Source organism: Pseudomonas extremaustralis (genome assembly GCF_900102035.1).
Lineage (GTDB): Bacteria > Pseudomonadota > Gammaproteobacteria > Pseudomonadales > Pseudomonadaceae > Aquipseudomonas > Aquipseudomonas extremaustralis.
The window spans coordinates 2,230,414-2,248,549 of sequence record NZ_LT629689.1 but is presented as its reverse complement, the minus strand read 5'-3'; the positions used below and the strand labels follow the sequence as shown (position 1 = coordinate 2,248,549).

Here is an 18,136-nt window from a genome sequence, read left to right as displayed (position 1 = left end):
CTTCAAACAAAGATCCAAATATGGGAGGGGGCTTGCTCCCGATGGCAGTGGGTCAGTTTCATATGAGCCAACTGACCCACCGCCATCGGGAGCAAGCCCCCTCCCACAGTTGGACTGTGTCTTCCTGTGGGAGAGGGGTATGAGCCTGCTCCCCTACGCCTGGGCCAAATCCCAGCGCATCCTCCTGCGCCCCGGCGGGGAGGGGATGTTGCTCACCGTCTGCCCCTCCACCCCCGGCTGGTCCATCGGCGAAGTGCAGCGCCAGTTCGGCCAGGCCCGGCTCGAGCAGGTGCGCGACGACGAACTCGACGGCCTGCTCGCCAGTGCCTACGCCGACACCGGCAGCGCCGCCGCCGTGGTGGGCGCCGCTGAAAACGAGGTGGACCTCGACCGCTTGATGCAAGACATGCCCGAAATCACCGACCTGCTCGACACCCAGGACGGCGCCCCGGTGATTCGCATGATCAACGCCTTGCTCACCCAGGCCGCCCGCGATGAGGCCAGTGATATCCATATCGAACCCTACGAGACCCATTCCGTGGTGCGCTACCGCGTCGACGGCACCCTGCGTGACGTGGTGTCGCCGCGCAAGGCGTTGCATGGCGCGCTGGTGTCGCGGATCAAGATCATGGCCCAGCTCGACATCGCCGAAAAACGCTTGCCCCAGGACGGTCGCATCGCATTGCGCGTGGCCGGACGGCCCATCGATATTCGCGTGTCCACGGTGCCCACCGGGCATGGCGAGCGCGTGGTGATGCGCCTGCTCGACAAGCAGGCCGGGCGCCTGCAACTGGAAACCCTGGGCATGGAACCGCAACTGCTGGCGCGCCTCGACACCCTGATCCGCCAGCCCCACGGCATCGTGCTGGTCACCGGGCCCACCGGCAGCGGCAAGACCACCAGCCTCTACGCCGCCCTGGCGCGGCTGGACGCGAGCACCAGCAATATCCTCACCGTCGAAGACCCGGTGGAGTATGACCTGCCGGGCATCAGCCAGATCCAGGTCAACGCCAAGATCGACATGACCTTCGGCCTGGCCCTGCGCGCGATTCTGCGCCAGGACCCGGACATCATCATGATCGGTGAAATCCGCGACCTGGAGACTGCGCAAATCGCCGTGCAAGCCTCGCTCACCGGGCACCTGGTGCTCGCGACCCTGCACACCAACGACGCGGTGTCGGCGGTCAACCGCCTGGTCGACATGGGTGTCGAACCGTTCCTGCTGGCCTCGTCGTTATTGGGCGTATTGGCCCAGCGCCTGGTGCGTCGCCTGTGCCCCCATTGCAAGAGGGAAGACCCGGCCGCGCCCGGCACCTGGCGCCCGGTGGGCTGCGCGCAGTGCAACCAGATCGGCTACAGCGGGCGTACCGGTATCCATGAATTGTTCTGCGTCGACGACGACGTGCGCAGCCTGATCCATCAGGGTGCCAACGAACAGGATCTGCGCGTCGCCGCGCGTCGCGCCGGGATGTTCAGCCTGCGCGAAGACGGCGAACGCTGGGTGCGCAGCGGCACCACCGCGGCCGAAGAAATCCTGCGTGTGACACGGGACGCCTGATGAATCGCTATCGCTATGAAGCCGCCGACGCCACTGGCAAGGTCGAGGCCGGGCATGTGGAGGCCGACAGCCAGAGCGGGGCATTCGCCGCGTTGCGCAGCCGTGGCCTGACCGCGCTGCTGGTGCAGGTCGAAGGCAGTCAGCACAGCGTCGGCGACGCCAGTCTGTTCAGCGCCAAGCTGTCGGACAACGACCTGGCCTGGGCCACGCGGCAACTGGCGAGCCTGCTCGGCGCCAGCCTGCCATTGGAAGCGGCGCTGAGCGCCACGGTGGAACAGGCCGAGAAAAAACACATCGCCCAGACCCTGGCCGCCGTGCGTGCCGATGTGCGCGGCGGCATGCGCCTGGCGGATGCGTTGGCCGCACGACCACGGGACTTTCCGTCGATCTACCGCGCGCTGATCGCGGCGGGGGAGGAGTCCGGCGACCTGGCCCAGGTGATGGAGCGCCTGGCTGATTACATCGAGGAGCGCAACAACCTGCGCGGCAAGATCCTCACGGCCTTTATCTATCCCGGCGTGGTGGGGCTGGTGTCCATCGGCATCGTGATTTTCCTGCTCAGCTACGTGGTGCCCCAGGTGGTCAGCGCGTTTTCCCAGGCGCGCCAGGACCTGCCGGGGCTGACCCTGGCGATGCTCAACGCCAGCGACTTTATCCGCGCCTGGGGCTGGCTGTGTTTTGCCGGGGTCGTCGGCGGCTTCTGTGGCTGGCGCCTGTACCTGCGCGACCCGGTGGCGCGCTTGAACTGGCACAGTCGCGTGCTGCGATTACCACTGATCGGGCGCTTCGTGCTGGGCCTGAACACCGCGCGCTTTGCCTCGACCCTGGCGATCCTCGGCGGTGCCGGCGTGCCGTTGTTGCGCGCCCTCGAAGCCGCGCGCCAGACCCTGTCCAACGAGCGCCTGAGCCAGTGCGTCAACGATGCCACCGCCAAGGTGCGCGAAGGCGTCAACCTCGCTCCGGCGCTGGCGGTGGAGAAAGTGTTCCCGCCGGTGTTGATCCACCTGATTGCCAGCGGCGAAAAAACCGGCTCGCTGCCGCCGATGCTCGAACGCGCCGCGCAGACCCTGTCGCGAGACATCGAACGCCGCGCGATGGGCATGACCGCGTTGCTGGAGCCGCTGATGATCGTGGTGATGGGCGCGGTGGTGCTGGTGATCGTGATGGCGGTGCTGTTGCCGATCATCGAGATCAACCAACTGGTCACGTGAGCACACCCAAAAAAACCAATGTGTGGGGCTTACTGTGGGAGGGGGCTTGCTCCCGATAGCGGTATGACAGTCAAAGCAGCTCCATCTGATCCACCGCTATCGGGAGCAAGCCCCCTCCCACAGCAGCCCCCTCCCACAGCAGCCCCCTCCCACAGCGACCCCCCCCCACATGGGATCGCCAAACCGCTCAGAATCATGACCGAAACACCCGAGAATCTTTTTAAAAATCAAGCCCTTCCTCCCGAGGTTTTTTCCTTTTGCTGTCATCGGATGCTGCGAAATTACCTACCCATGGCCTCACCCCTGCCACCCCCGGAACACGGCCTGGGACCGAAGCCATGGCGTCATGCAAGAGCCCTCTACCTCAAACGTACAAACACGACGAAAGGAGATTCTTCATGTTTAAGCGCAACGTTCTCGCGGTATCCATGACCCTCGCTGCACTGTGCTCGGCACAGGCTGCAATGGCTGACATCAACGGCGGTGGTGCCACCCTGCCTCAGCAGCTGTACCAGACTCCGGGCGTGCTGACGGCCGGTTTCGCCCAATACATCGGCGTGGGCAGCGGTAATGGCAAGGCCGCCTTCCTGACCAACGACTACACCAAGTTCGTGGCCGGTGTGAGCAACAAGAACGTGCACTGGGCCGGTAGCGATTCCAAGCTGAGCGCGACTGAACTGTCGACCTACGCCACCAACAAACAACCGACCTGGGGCAAGCTGATCCAGGTGCCATCGGTGGCGACTTCGGTTGCCATTCCGTTCAACAAGGCCGGTACTGCAGCGGTTAACCTGAGCGTTAACCAACTGTGCGGCGTGTTCTCCGGTCGCCTGACCAACTGGAACCAGATCACGGGTTCCGGCCGCACGGGCGCGATCAAAGTCGTTTACCGCAGTGAATCCAGCGGTACTACCGAACTCTTCACCCGCTTCCTGAACGCCAAGTGCAGCGAAGCCAAAGCGTTCGCCATCACCACCACCTTCTCGTCGAGCTACGGCAACGGCGTGCCGGCCGGTGCCGTTGCCGCGACCGGCAGCCAAGGCGTGATGACTACGCTGAACGCTACGGACGGTGGTATCACCTACATGAGCCCGGACTACGCCGCGACTACTTTGGCCGGTCTGGATGACGCCACCAAAGTCGCCAAGGTTGCCGGTGTTTCGCCTGCGCCTGCCAACGTGTCGGCCGCTATCGGTCAGATCCCTGCGCCAACCGAAGCCCGCGCCGATGGCTCGTTCATCGACGCCACTAACCAGGACAACTGGGTGCCGGTATTTGCCGCCACCGCAAGTGGTCCAGCTACCTTCGCCTACCCAACGACCGGCTACCCGATCCTGGGCTTCACTAACCTGATCTTCAGCCAGTGCTATGCCGACCCAACCCAGACCACCCAAGTGCAGGACTTCTTCCTGCAGCACTTCGGTGCATTCAATAACAACGACGCCGCCATCAACGACAACCGCTTCGTACCGCTGCCATCCAACTGGAAACAAGCGATCACCGACACCTTCGCGACTGTTTCCAGTGGTCAGGGCATCGGCAACACCAGCGTCTGCAACGGCATCGGTCGTCCGCTGTAACCCAAGCGTCCAACGACCCGCAACACCCGATCAGCAACGGCCTGTGCCGTTGCTGATTTTTTTACATTGCGATTTCTTCGGTAGGAGCGAGCTTGCTCGCGAAGGTCGTCAACGATGACGCGGGCTTTCTGAATGCCGGCGGCGTCCTCAGGTTTTTCGCGAGCAAGCTCGCTCCTACAGAAACGGTGCGTCGTTCTGATCGGGCTGTTAGCAGTCGTATGTGAACTTTGCATGACAGAAGTTCAGTCCCGTCCCTCGCCAACCGCCTAACCCTCATACGTGAGCGTGTCTTGCTCCCTGCGTGATAACAAAGAAGGAAGATTCCCGATGGTCCGCTGCAAATCGCCGGTTAACCTGAAAGCCCAAGAGACGATCCTGCGCCTGAAGCCACTGGCCCAGGCCATTGCCCTGTTGATGATGGCGGGCAATGCCCACGCGGCCACGGCGTTCAGTTCCAGCTGGTTTGCCGAAAAGGGCGCAAGCCAGGCGGCGACGGCGGCGCGAATCAGTGCCGGGCAGGTGCCGGGCATTCCGTCGCTCAACGAGCAGGCGCGGGTCAACCAGCAGTTGGCGCGTTCCATCAGCACGCTGAACACCAGCGTCGCGGCGATTGCGGCGCAACAGGCGGCACAAGCGGCGGGGCGCCAGGCGGCGTTCGGCCAGGTGTCGACGATTCCCGATGGTTTGGGCAAGGGCGGCCTGCAAGTCGACAACAGCCTCACCCAAGGCTGGACCAACGCCAAGGCGCCGACCCAGACCCAGGCCGGCGGCAAGACCACGGTGAGCATCGAGCAGACCGCCGACAAGGCGATCCTCAACTGGGAGACCTTCAACGTCGGGCGCAACACCACGGTGGATTTCCAGCAGCAGGCCAGTTGGGCGGTGCTCAACCGCGTCAACGACCCCGATGCGCGGCCCAGCCAGATCCAGGGCCAGATCAACGGCGCTGGCACGGTGATGATCCTGAACCGCAACGGCGTGGTCTTCAGTGGCACCAGCCAGGTCAACGTGCGCAACCTGGTGGCGGCGGCGGCGAACATCACCGATGAGCAGTTCACCCAGCGCGGCCTCTACGTCGATACCACCGGCACTCAACCGACCTTCACCGACGCGGCAGGCAAGGTCGAAGTGCAGCGCGGTGCCCTGATCCAGACCCACAACGCCGCCACCTCCACCGATGCCGGCGGCTATGCCTTGCTGCTCGGCACAGAGGTTGAAAACGCCGGCACCATCGTCACCGCCAAGGGCCAGACGACCCTGGCGGCCGGCGACAGTTTCTACATCCGTAAAGGCGTGGGCACAGCGGGCAACGAACGCTCCACCACCCGTGGCAATGAAGTCGCCACAGCCCTCAACGCCGACAGCACCGCGGGTAAAGTCACCAACAGCGGCCTGATCATGGCCTCCACCGGCGACATCACCCTGACCGGTCACCAGGTCCAGCAAAACGGCGTGGCCCTGACCAGTACCTCGGTGGACACCCGCGGCACGATCCACTTGCTCAACTCGGCCAGCGACAGCACCGGCAGCGTCACGCTGGGTGAGGGCAGCACCACGGCGATCCTGCTGGACGCCAGCGGCAGCACCGCACTCAATACCCAGAAAAGCAACGGCCTGACCCCGCTCAACGGCCAGCCGGCCAACCTGATTACCGAACAGTTCAACCACCTCAGCGCGGTGGCCGACCGCACCGATCAGTCGCGCATCGAGATCGTCAGCGGCGGCAGCGTGGATTTCCAGAAAGGCTCGATCACCCTGGCCACCGGTGGCCAGGTCGCGGTCAGCGCGGCCGGGCGCAGCCTGGTACGCGATGGGGCGATGATCGACGTGTCCGGCGCGGTCGGCGTCAAGGTGGCGATGGAAGCCAACAACATCAAGATCAACGTGCAGGGCAACGAGCAGCGCGATGCACCGGTCAACCGCGATGACGGCAAACTGATCAACAACGATGTGTGGGTCGACTTGCGCGAGCTGGTGTTCGTGCCCGCCGGCACCAACGGCTATGCCACGGATCGCTGGTACACCGGCGGCGGCCTGTTGGAAGTCGGCGGCTACCTCGGCACCCAAGGGCACTCGGTAGGCGAGTGGATGGCCCAGGGCGGCACCGTGACCTTTACCGGCAATGATGTGGTGATGCAGAAGGGCGCGCAGATCAACCTGTCGGGCGGCACCGTCGACGTGCAGGGCGGTTATATCCAGCAGACCTGGCTCAAGGGCCCGGACGGGCGCTTGTATGAGCTGTCCAACGCGCCGGGGGACATTCTCTATTCCGGTTTCTACAAAGGTTATGAAGACACCAGCAAGCGCTGGGGCCAGACCGATTACTACTACAACCCGATGATCGCCAAGCAGCGCCGTTACGAGAGCGGTTACACCGTGGGCCGCGATGCCGGCAAGCTGGTGGTTGGCACCACCAGCGCGGTGCTCGAAGGCCAGGTGGTCAGCGACGTGTTCCAGGGCACCCGCCAGATCCAGGCGCCGAACATTGACCTTGACGGTTACCAGCAATCGCAGAAGGCCATGGCCCAACGCGCGCAGTTGATCATTGGTGGGTACACGCCGGTCTACAACAAGACGACCGGCACCCTGCGTTATGCCCTGAGCGGCAATGCCGACCAGGTGTTGATCGACAGCAACACGCAGAAAATCGCCGAGGGCCTGGACCTGACGACCGCGCTGCCAGCGGATCGCCAAGGCCAGATCGTGCTCGACAGCGATCAGCTCAACGGTTTCGGCTTGGGCGCAATCAAGGTCGCCGCCAACCAGCAGGTCAGCGTCAACGGTGCGCTCAATGTGGCCGACGGCGGTGATATCACGCTGTTCGGGCCCGGCGTGGCGGTCAATGCCAACCTGACGGCCCATGGCGGCAGTATTCGTGCAGGCAGCATTCTCAATCAGGTCGATCCGCAGAAAGACGGCGCAATGGCGGATACGTACCTGCCGGGCTTCGGCAACGTAACGGTCGCCACCGGGGTCAAGCTCGACACCAGCGGGCGCTGGAATAACCTGCTACTGGACGCCGCCAACACCACCGGCCTGGCCTACGTGAATGGCGGCAAGGTGTCGCTGCGCAGCACCGGCAACATCAACCTGATGGCCGGTAGTGTGGTGGACGCCTCTTCCGGCGGCACGCTCGGCCTGGATGGCCGGCTTGCGGGCGGCAAGGGCGGCGACGTGACCTTGGGCGCATTCGGCGCCCTTGGGCTGGACGGCGAGGTTCGCGGTTATGGCGTCAACGGTGGCGGTACCCTGGCGTTGCAGGCGCGCAAAGTGCAGATCGGCGACAGCCCCGTCGCGGCGGATGACGACACCCTGAAACTGACCGGCGGCTTCTTCAATAAAGGCTTTTCGGCCTACGACATCACCGGCAACGAGGGGTTGATCGTTACCGACGGTACGCAAGTCGATGTCACGGTCCCGGTGTATCGGTTGGGCGCGCCGGCGTCGTCGATCGCCACCGGCAGCGACCCGGCCAGTGCGCTGGAACGCTGGACGCCCATGCTCTATCTGGAGGATCCGACCAAGAGCCTGCTGACCCAGCGCCGTGGCGCCGGCTTGAGCCTGAACGCCGGCGACATCAATGCCACCGCCGAACAGTTGGCAACCACCGCCCTGACCGTGGGCCGAGGCGCGGTGATCAACGTCGACCCAGGCCAGGCCATCAACCTGCGCAGCGTTGGCCAATTGAACATGGACGGCACGCTGAACGCCTGGGGTGGCAGCGTCGCCCTGGGTGGGGTGACGGCGGGTTCTTCAAAAGACGTGAATCCCATCGGGCATGGTCGCTCGATCTGGGTCGGCGAACATGCGCTGATCGATGTCGCGGCACGGGCTGCCACGGCGGTTGACGTCCTTGGCCGCACTTATGGCCTGGTCCGCGATGGCGGCAGCATCAATATCGGCGGCACGCTCGATCTGCAGACCGGGGTTGCCACGGCCAGTGATTTGTTTGTGGTGGTGCGTGAAGGGGCGCGGCTGGACGCCTCCGGCACCCAGGCCCTGCTGAATATTCCGGGGCAGGGCATGGTGCGTCAGGCCAGCAACGGCGGCAGTATCAGCCTGGCGTCCAATAACGGCCTGTATCTGGACGGTAGCTTTGTGGCCCGGGCAGGGGGCGCAGGCGCTGCGGGCGGTAGTCTGGCTGTCGCATTGCAGAGCCCTGACTATGACCGCTTTATCGCCGTTGACCGGGTGCTCAAGGGCCGCGAATTGCTGATCAGCCAGGTGCATCAGCGCCACGACTTGGCGGCTACTGCGCAGGAGGCGGCTGACAGCCTGGAATACGGCCACGGGCGGTTGGGTGTGGATCAAGTCAGCGCGGGTGGTTTTGACAACCTGGCGCTGATGAGCAACGGGGTCATGAGTTTTGACGGGGACGTTTCACTGGCTATGGGCCAAAGTCTGCGGCTGTTCAGTTCGGCCTTTGCCCTCAGTGAAAACGCCGCCGGCACTTCCCGGGTCAACCTGTCAGCGCCGTATCTATTGCTGGGTGGCGTTAATACGCCAAGCCTGGATCCTAATGTGCGTCCGGTGATTGGGCTCCCCACGCCGTCCCAGTTGCAGACCCAGGCACAGTTCAACGCCAGCGGCAACCTCATCGATGTGCGCGACAGTGTGTTGTTTGGCGTCAAGGGTAGCCTGAGCCAGGCGGATGGCAGCCTGCTGGATGTCGAACGGCGTGGGTTTGACCAGGTCAACCTGACCAGCGATGGCGACCTGCGGTTTCTCGCAGGGGCCAATGAGAACGGAGTCGCCACGGGTATCAGCACCCAATTGCTGACCCAGGGCGACATGACCTTGCGCGCGGCGCAGTTGTACCCCGGCACCCAGGTCGGCGCGCGGGTGATCGCGGGTTACCTGGGCCTTGGGGGGGAAATTAGCAACGATATCCTGTTCGACCCGTTGCGTACGCTGACCATTGGCCGTACCGGCACGGCCGACGCTGCCATTCCCTATTCGGCGTTCGGCCGCCTGCAACTGGGCGCCGCCACGGTTCGCCAGGGCGGTGTGGTGCGGGCGCCGCTGGGGCTGATCGATATCGGCAGCATGGGCAGTAACCTGGTGCAACTGTTGCCGGGCAGTATCACCTCGGTCAGTGGCAAGGGGCTGGTGCTGCCCTATGGCGGCACGCTGGACGGCCAGGAGTACCGCTACAACGGTCAAAAAGTGACGTTTATCGGCCAGGGTGGGATGGCCAACGCGAACAGCGACTTGAGCATTGGCGTCATTTTGGGCGGTACGACCGTCGCCGTGCAGCCGGATGCCACGCTGGACCTCTCCGGCGGTGGCGAACTGCTGGGCGCCGGCTTCATTTCCGGGCGCGGCGGTTCCACCGATGCGCGCTACAACCCGCTGGTGCAGTTCGGCGCCAACGGCGGGTTTGTCCTGCCGGGCCTGTCCACCAACCCGATCTACGCGATTGTGCCTGGGGTACAGCCAGGTGCGGCGCCGGTGGCGGCAGAGGGCGGTGCCGTGGCGCCGTTGATCGGCCAGCAGATCACCATCGGCGCCGGTGTGCCGGGGTTACCGGCGGGCACCTACACCCTGATGCCGTCGACCTATGCCCTGATGCCGGGGGCCTTTCGCGTCGAGATCAATGGGCTGGCCGGGCTTGGCGGCGATGGCACGACCACGCTGATGCGCAATGGCTCGTGGTCCACCTCCGGGCAGCTGTCGATTGCCCACACGGGGATCAGCAACAGCGTCGCCAGCCAATTGATCCTGACCTCGGCCGATACCCTGCGCCGTTATTCCCAATACAACGAAACCAGCTACGCCCAGTTCGCCAAGGCCGATGCGGCCCGAATCGGCGTGCCCCGGCCGATGCTGGAAGCCGATGCCAAAACCTTGAAACTGTCGCTGCGCCCCGGTGCGGGTGCGGATGCCTTCTCGTTCGAGGGGATCGGCCGTTTCGATGCTGCGTCAGGCGGCTACGGCGGTACGGTGTCAGTGCTGGACCCGACCTGGCAGGGTATCGAAGTGGTCGGCGCGGGCAAGTCCGCCACTGCGGACTTCGCCGGCATCACTCTCAAGGCCGACACCCTCAATGCCTTGGGCGCATCGCGGCTGGTGGTGGGCGGCATGACAGTGGTGGAGTACGGCCAGTCCGGGAACTTTATCAACCTGGCATCCGGCGCGAATAGTGCCAACAGCACGGTGACGTTGCGCGAAGGGGCAACACTGGCGGCCCCTGAAGTTTTTCTGGTGAGCGGCACCGGCGCGATCGTGGTGGAGCAGGGTGCTTCGATCAACACCCTGGGGCGCGGCAAGGCCAGTTACGACGCACGTGACGGGTTTATCTATCGGGTTGCCAACATGCTGGCGGTGTCCAACGGGCTGCTCAATGTAGTCAGTGCGCCGTCGCCAGATGGGGTCAGCGGCGGGATTAACATCGGCGCCTGCGACGGCGGCACATGCAGTGGCCGGACCGGGCTGTACTCCGATGGCAGCATCGTGGCGCTGACCAACAGTACCTTCCAACTGGGCGACCAAGTGCGCTATGGCACGCGTCACCTCAACCTGGGGGTCAGCGTCATCAATCTGGGCAGCGCCGAAGCCCTGGCCGCTGCCACCGCCGGAAACCGTCTGCCGGCTGGCCTCACGTTGAACCAGGAGCTGCTCGGCCGCCTGCTGCGCGGTGACACGCAACTCGGCGCGCCGGCCCTGGAAACCCTGCAACTGTCGGCCCGTGACAGTTTCAATTTCTACGGCACCACGTCCCTGGATACCTATGACCCCGTGACCGGCAAATCACTGCTGAACAACCTGATGCTGTCGACCCCGGCGGTGTATGGCGCCGGAGCGGCCAACGATGTGGCGACGATCCATACCGCCAACCTGATCTGGCTGGGCGCCACCAACGCCCCTGGCGCGGTGGTGACGGGCGGCGCGGGCACCGGCAGCGGGCGCCTGGACATCAACGCCGAGCGTATCGAATTCGGCTATGGCGAGTTCGCCCAGCCGAGCAATGTGAACAGTTTCGACCGCCTGGCACTGGGGTTCGCCAATGTCAACCTCAATGCCAGCGAGCGCATCACCGCCAACCACAAGGGCAGCCTGTCGGTCTACCAAAGCCAGGGCGCGTATGACCCGGTCAACGGCTTCCAGTACAGCGGCGGCAACCTGACGATCCGCACACCGCTGATGACCGGTGAGGCCGGCTCGGTGAACAAGATCAAAGCCGGCGGTGCGATTGATATCGGCGCGTTGGCAGGCCCCCGTGGCACCGCCAGTGGCCAGGGTGCCGAGTTGTCCCTGCAAGGCGACAGCATTCGCGTGGCCGGTGCGGTGGTGTTGCCCAGTGGCAAGGTCAGCCTCAGCGCTCGGGGCGATGTGGTCTTGACCGATGACGCGTTGATCGACGTGGCCGGCCGCGCCATTGCCTTCAACGATGTGACCCAATACGGCTGGGGCGGCGACGTGTTGTTGGACAGCCGCAGCGGCAATATCCGTCAGGCGGCGGGCTCGACCATCGACCTGTCGGCCCAGCACAACCAGGCGGGTAAATTGCGGGCGGTGGCCACGGATGCGGCGGCCGGGATCGTCGACCTGCAAGGCAAGATCCTCGGCGGCACCAGCGGTTATTACGCGGCCAGCGGCACGTCGGTGCCCTACCAGGCCGCGACTGTGGAACTCCAGGCCCAGCACCTGGGTGGCAGCGGCTCCCTTGATCAGCAGTTCGCCGACCTCAACCAGCGCCTCAACCAGGGCGCGGTCTTCGGTGCCCGCAGCTTCCAGCTCAAGCAGGGCGACCTGACCATCGGCAACGGGCTCAAGGCCGGCACCCTCAGCGTGTCCATGGATAACGGCAGCCTGCGCGTGAACGGCCTGGTGGATGCCAGCGGTGAGCAGGTCGGCAGCATCAATCTGGCCGGCAAGCATGGCCTGACCCTCGATGGCACGGCGGTGCTCGACGCCCATGGCAGCAAACTGCGGGTGGACAGCTACGGCAAGATCATCGACTCGCCCAACCGCGCCATGGTGGTGCTGGGCTCCGGCGACGGCCAGTTGACCCTCGCCGATGGCGTGCGCATCGACCTGCGCCACGGCACCGATGGTGCTGCCGGCAACGACGGGCGCAATCGCGGCACCCTGGAGCTGAATGCGCCGCGCCTGTTCAATCCCGACGGCAGCAGCAATGACATTGCCATCGACGCCAGTGGGCGCTTGAACATCCAGGGCGCGCGCTCGATCGCCCTCAATGGCATGGCCACCTACGACGATGCCCTGGAAAAAACCGACCCTACCGCCAGTGGCAAGCCGTATCAGGAAATCACTCAGAGCTACCTGAAAGACAAGCATGACTTGAGCGTGGCATTTATCACGGCCGCGCTGCAGAACACCAACTTGCGGCAGAACAAACTCGCGGGGCTGAACAACGCCACCTACGCCGATGCTTTCCACCTGCGTCCCGGCGTGGAAATCGTCAGCAAGACGGCGGACGGCGACCTGGTCGTGCAGGGCGACCTGGATCTGTCCGGTTTCCGCTACGCCAGCCTCAACCCCCACAGCCGCCAGGAGAACAACGTTCAGGGTTCCGGCGAATCCGGCAGCCTGACCCTGCGCGCCGGCGGTGACTTGAACATCTACGGCAGCATCAACGACGGCTTCGCAGCGCCGCCGCCGTCTGCCGATGACAAGGGCTGGGTGCTGTTGCCCGGTATCGACTACCGTGGCGGTACGGTGGTGGTGCCTGGCAACGGCGTAACCCTGGCCGACGGCACCGCCTTCCCGGCCGGCGCGACCCTTAACTATGACCTGCCGATCAAGGGCCTGACTGTCGCCGCCAATACGCGTTTGCCTGTGGCCGCGACGTTGGGCCAGGACCTGGTATTGCCTGCCGGCAGCGTCGTCGCGGCCGATGTGCGCGATGCCAGCGGCACTCTGTTGTTGGCCGCCGGCACCTTGCTCAGCGAGGCGCAAACCTTGGTGGCGGGCACGCAACTGGGCGCCGGTACGCTGTTGACCGAGGGTACCCTGCTGCAAGGCATGACCTGGCCAAAGGGCGTACCGCTGCCAACCGTGGACCAGGCAGGCCTGACCACTAACATTGTGCTGCTCAATGGCCTGAAGGACTTGCCCAAAGGGGCGTTGATCCCTGCCGGCACGGATGTCAAGTTGCCTGCTGGGGTCAAGTCGGTCGCGTTGCGTGCCGGTGCGGCCGGGCAGCTTTGGGCGATCTCGCCGATGCTGCCCGAAGGCACCCAGTCGTGGTCGCTGCGCCTGGTGGCGGGCGCCGATACCGAGGCTGCCGACAGTCGCATCCTGCAGGCCCACCCGCGCAGCGGCGACCTGCATCTGGCGGACACTCACTACGGCATGTTCGCCAAGGCATTACCGCCCCGTGGCGTGGAAACCTGGACGGCTGCTGGGGTCACGTACATGGCGGGCGCCGGGGTGACCGTCAAGGCCGGTGATCCGATCGATCAGCATGTGCTCGACGGCCTGCATAAGGGCTCGATCGATGATTTCTGCGGTGCATCCCCACAATTCTGCAAGACCACGGGGGCTTATACGGCCACTAAGGCTGTGGTCGCTCAGTTCGCGAGGAAGGGCATCACCGTGGCAGTAGGTGACGACTTGACTGACGAGCTTTTCAAATTGATCGGTTACCCGGCTGTGTCCGTGGTGTGCGCCTCCTCGCCCACGCTTTGCCAGCTTAAATACCCACTGGAATACGCCGCCGTACCGGCAAGCACACGCTTCAGTGTGATCCGCACCGGTACCGGCGATCTGGAGTTGCTGAGCGCGGGCAACCTGAGCATGGACTCGTTGTATGGGGTGTACACCGCCGGTACGTCGTCTACCGCTACTTTTGAGGGCGACCCCTACAACCAGCCCAAGGCGAAGCAGGGAGCCGCGACCCAGGAGGTTAAAACCGTACTGGGCGATCCTGGCAGCCTGTTCGAACAGTTCGTCAATGGCTCGTCCACCAGCCTCTACCGAGCCTGGTACCCAGAGGCCGGGGGCAATCTGACGATTAATGCCGGGGGTGACTTGACCGGTGATCTCACCAGTTTCGCCCAGAGCAACATCGGGCGACCCAACCCCAAGGATATCGGGTTCGATTCGGCGAGCGTCGGCAACTGGCTATGGCGCCAGGGCAGCGGCGATGTGGCGACGGGTGGGCAGGCTCAACCGACCGCCTGGTGGATCAATTTCGGCAGTTACACCGCAACCACAGGCGCGGACAAGATGCTGGGTTTCACCGGCTTCGGCACCTTGGGCGGGGGCGATCTGGATGTCAATGTCGGTGGCGACGCAGGGGTCTTGAACACGCTGGGTTATGGCTTCAGCAACGGTGCCGTAAACCCCCATAGCCAAGGCCTGGTCCTGGCAGTGGGCAGCACGGGCAGGGTCGCCAGCGATGGCAGCCTGCAATTGACCGGTGGGGGCGATCTGCGGGTGCGCATCGCTGGCAACATGAACCCAGCCAGTGTTGTCGTTGCTAATGCGGACCATCGTGACGGCATGCTGGTCAATCTTCGCGGTGATGTGCAGTTGCGCAGCGCCAGCGTGGGCAGCGTCGATTTGCTGTACGGGGCAACGTCTGAAGTACAGAGCCCGGGCGAGACTCGCGCCTTCGACCCGCTGGTGTCGACCCGTGGCACGGCGCGCGGTGGGTTGACCCTGGTGCCGGGTGACGCGACGTTCAACGTGCAGACCCTGGGCGATCAGGTGGTGACCAATGTCGAAGATCCGGGCCGGGTGCAGGCTAGCCATTCTTCGCCTTTTGTCCAAGGCACCACCCTCGGCACCGGCACCAGCTGGTTTACCCTGTGGACCAAGGACACGGCCATTGATCTGTTTTCCTTGGGCGGTAACCTGACCCCCATCAACCTAACCAGCATGCCGGCTGACCTGGCCGTGGCCTACCCGTCAATCGTCAGGGCGACGGCGGCGGGTGGCAGCCTGTATTACGGTAAAGCGGCTCGGGCGCAGGAGAACTTTGACTTAAATTACACATACCCCTTGATGTTGGCTCCCGGACCGGCCGGCCAGTTGCAGTTCCTCGCCCAAGGCTCGATCTACGCCGGTGGCATGGCCGTGAGCCAGTCCGGGGCGGCAATGAGTGCGATGGCAACCCCCTGGAACCCTGCGTACCAGGCCCGTATTGGCAATGCTGTGGTGGTCAGCAACCTGTCGCCCAGTGGTAGCCTGGTCAGCCAGTCGCTGTTGGCGTTCGGTTCCGGAACGGCAGCCGCGTCATCGGCTGGCAGTGCTGAACCGGCGCGTTTTTATGCGATAGACGGGGACCTGGTCGGGGTGAGCAGTGGTCGGATAATCACATTCAGTAGTGACCCAGGATCATCGCACGAAGGTGAGACCTGGTATGAAGGCAATGGCGCGGTCTGGATGATGGCCGGGCGGGATATCGTCAGCAGTGGACGTAGTTTTGGTGCGGACAGGACTGCGCCTTCGAGCAATAACCTGTTCCTTCACAAAAACCCCAACGACATCTCCATCGTGTCGGCCGGTCGCGACATCCTCTACAGCAACTTCGAGGTGGCCGGGCCTGGCCTGCTGGACGTGTCGGCGGGCCGCAATATCCTGATGACGGGGCCGGCGGGCGAGTACAGCGTCACCAGCCTCGGTGGGGTGTTGCCAGGCGATAACCGCCCCGGCGCGAGCATCGTGATGCAGGCCGGTGTCGGCGCCAATGGGCCGGATTACCAGCGCTTCGTCGAGCGCTACCTGAACCCTGTCAACCAGGCCCAGGCAGGCGAGTCCTTACAGGGGGCAAGGTCGCCAAGACTTACGAACGCGAACTGGTCGCCTGGCTCGCCGAGCGCTTCGGTTTTGTCGGCGATACCGACCAGGCGCGTGCCTACTACGCGGCACTGCCCGCCGAGCAACGACGGATCTTCGCCCGCGATGTGTACTTCGCCGAACTCAAGGCCGCCGGCCGCGAGTACAACCAGGATGGCGGTGTGCGCCAGGGCAGTTACCTGCGTGGTCGCGCGGCGATTGCGGCGCTGTTCCCGGACAAGGACGTGGCCGGCAACCCGATCACCTACCAGGGCGACATCACACTGTTCAACGGTTCGGGCATACACACCAATGCCGGCGGCTCGATCCAGATGCTCACCCCCGGCGGCAGCCAGACCTTCGGCATCGAAGGCGCGGCGCCGCCGTCGACCGCGGGTGTGATCACCCAGGGTTCGGGGATATCCAGCTGTATTCCCTGGGCAGCATCCTGCTCGGTCAGAGCCGCATCATGACCACCTTCGGCGGCTCGATCATGGCCTGGACCAGCGAGGGCGATATCAACGCCGGTCGCGGTTCCAAGACCACCGTGGTGTACACGCCGCCCAAGCGCATCTATGACAACTGGGGCAACGTCAGCCTGTCGCCGTCGGTGCCGAGTACCGGCGCGGGGATTGCCACACTCAACCCGATCCCGGAAGTGCCGGCGGGGGATATCGACCTGATCGCGCCGTTGGGCACCATCGATGCGGGGGAGGCGGGGATTCGGGTCTCGGGTAACGTCAACATCGCCGCCTTGCGGGTGGTGAACGCGGCGAACATCCAGAGCCAGGGCAAGTCGTCCGGGGTGCCGGTGACGGCGGCCGTCAACACGAGCGCCATGAGTTCAGCCAGCGCGGCGGGGGCGGCGGCGTCCCAGGCGGCGGAAGACGCGGCGCGCAGCCAACAGGCGGCGTCCCGACAGGGGCGGGCGTCGATCGTCACCGTGGAAGTGCTGAGCTTCGGCTCCGAGCCGGTGCAGCGCGAGCCGCAGGAGCAACAGAAGACCTCCGGCTACAACCCCAACAGCCCGGTGCAGGTACTGGGCGCGGGGCCTTTGAGTGAACAGGCGCGGGCGCGGTTGACGGATGAGGAGCGCAAGCAGATCACGTTGTAAGGGTTTGGCAGGGACCTCTGGATGTACCGTTTGGGGCGATCAATGATCGCCCTTTTTTTTTCGCTGAATCCGCTCTTGTGGAGGAGCCGGCTCCTACACAAGAGCGGATCTGCCACCCAAGAATTGCCCCTCACTCAATCCCAAATGAAGCTTTCATGACAAAAGTTCGGTAGCTCCCGCCCACGCCTGTCTTGCCTATGTAACGCGCTGGAGACAATCACAAGTTGTCTCCCGAGCCGTCAGCAGGACGCCAGGAGTGGGGCACATGGGAACTATGGAACGTTACTCGAAAGTCGGCATGCAGGAGCTCGATCAGCGCCTGTCGAAGATCGTCGAAGCCGCGCGCAAGAAGCCGGTTTCGGTGTACCGCTACGGCGCGCCCTGGGTGTGGATCGTCTCCCAGGACGATTGGCAGGGCGCCTTGAAGGAAGTTTCCAGCTACATCCCGGCGGGTCATTCGCTGGTGCTGTTGCGCCCGCAGATCGACGCGGTGTTCGACCGGCACCCCGACCTGTTGCAGCCGGCGCCGGGGATGCTGATCGCACCGCGCACAGTGATGCAGATCCTGTTGTTGCAACTGCTGTACGCCGTACCCAGCGAACAGCAATTGCACGAACAGCTCAGTTACAACCTGCTGTTCCGCTGGTTCGTCGGCCTCGACCTGCACCAGAAGGTGTGGGGCATCCAGGCCCTGCAGCACGACATCGCCACTCTGTTGGACAACCCACGGGCGGTGCAGTTGATCCAGACCATCATCGGCGAAGTGTTTTGCGGCGCCTTGCTGCACATGCCGGAGTTCTCCCTGAACTTCGCGTTGCTGCACACCTGGCTGGCCCGGCACAGCCAAGTGCCGACCACTCGCAATTGAGCAGGCCAAACGCCGTGCATGCGGCGACGGCGCAATATTTCAGAAACTTAGGGGGCT

General features: G+C 64.3%; 6 protein-coding genes. All 6 read left to right on the top strand.

The features are described 5' to 3' along the window. Window positions 1–139: 139 nt before the first annotated feature. The 6 genes from gspE (at window position 140) to BLR63_RS10205 (ending at window position 18,079) form a co-directional block, all read left to right on the top strand. The gene (gene gspE / locus BLR63_RS10225) at window positions 140–1,558 is read left to right on the top strand and encodes a type II secretion system ATPase GspE (RefSeq protein ID WP_010564247.1); all 1,419 of its coding nucleotides are present in this window, start codon (window positions 140–142) and stop codon (window positions 1,556–1,558) included. Then, a complete protein-coding gene (gspF, locus tag BLR63_RS10220; RefSeq protein ID WP_010564248.1) occupies window positions 1,558–2,769 on the top strand; it encodes a type II secretion system inner membrane protein GspF in 1,212 nt (403 codons plus the stop codon). The genes gspE and gspF overlap by 1 nt, the downstream gene beginning before the upstream one ends. A 398-nt stretch (window positions 2,770–3,167) precedes the next feature. Further along, on the top strand, window positions 3,168–4,349 hold the full coding sequence (locus BLR63_RS10215; protein WP_010564249.1) for a substrate-binding domain-containing protein: 1,182 nt from the start codon (window positions 3,168–3,170) through the stop codon (window positions 4,347–4,349). Window positions 4,350–4,676: 327 nt separating this feature from the next. Further along, window positions 4,677–16,499, top strand: coding sequence for a two-partner secretion domain-containing protein (locus tag BLR63_RS10210; RefSeq protein WP_456239020.1), 11,823 nt, complete (start codon window positions 4,677–4,679; stop codon window positions 16,497–16,499). A 67-nt stretch (window positions 16,500–16,566) separates the two neighbouring features. Next, complete coding sequence (locus BLR63_RS32555; RefSeq protein WP_456239019.1) at window positions 16,567–17,211, top strand: filamentous hemagglutinin family protein; 645 nt, start codon at window positions 16,567–16,569, stop codon at window positions 17,209–17,211. A 274-nt stretch (window positions 17,212–17,485) separates the two neighbouring features. Then, window positions 17,486–18,079, top strand: a complete 594-nt coding sequence (locus tag BLR63_RS10205; RefSeq protein WP_010564251.1) for a transposase — start codon at window positions 17,486–17,488, stop codon at window positions 18,077–18,079. Window positions 18,080–18,136: the final 57 nt, after the last annotated feature.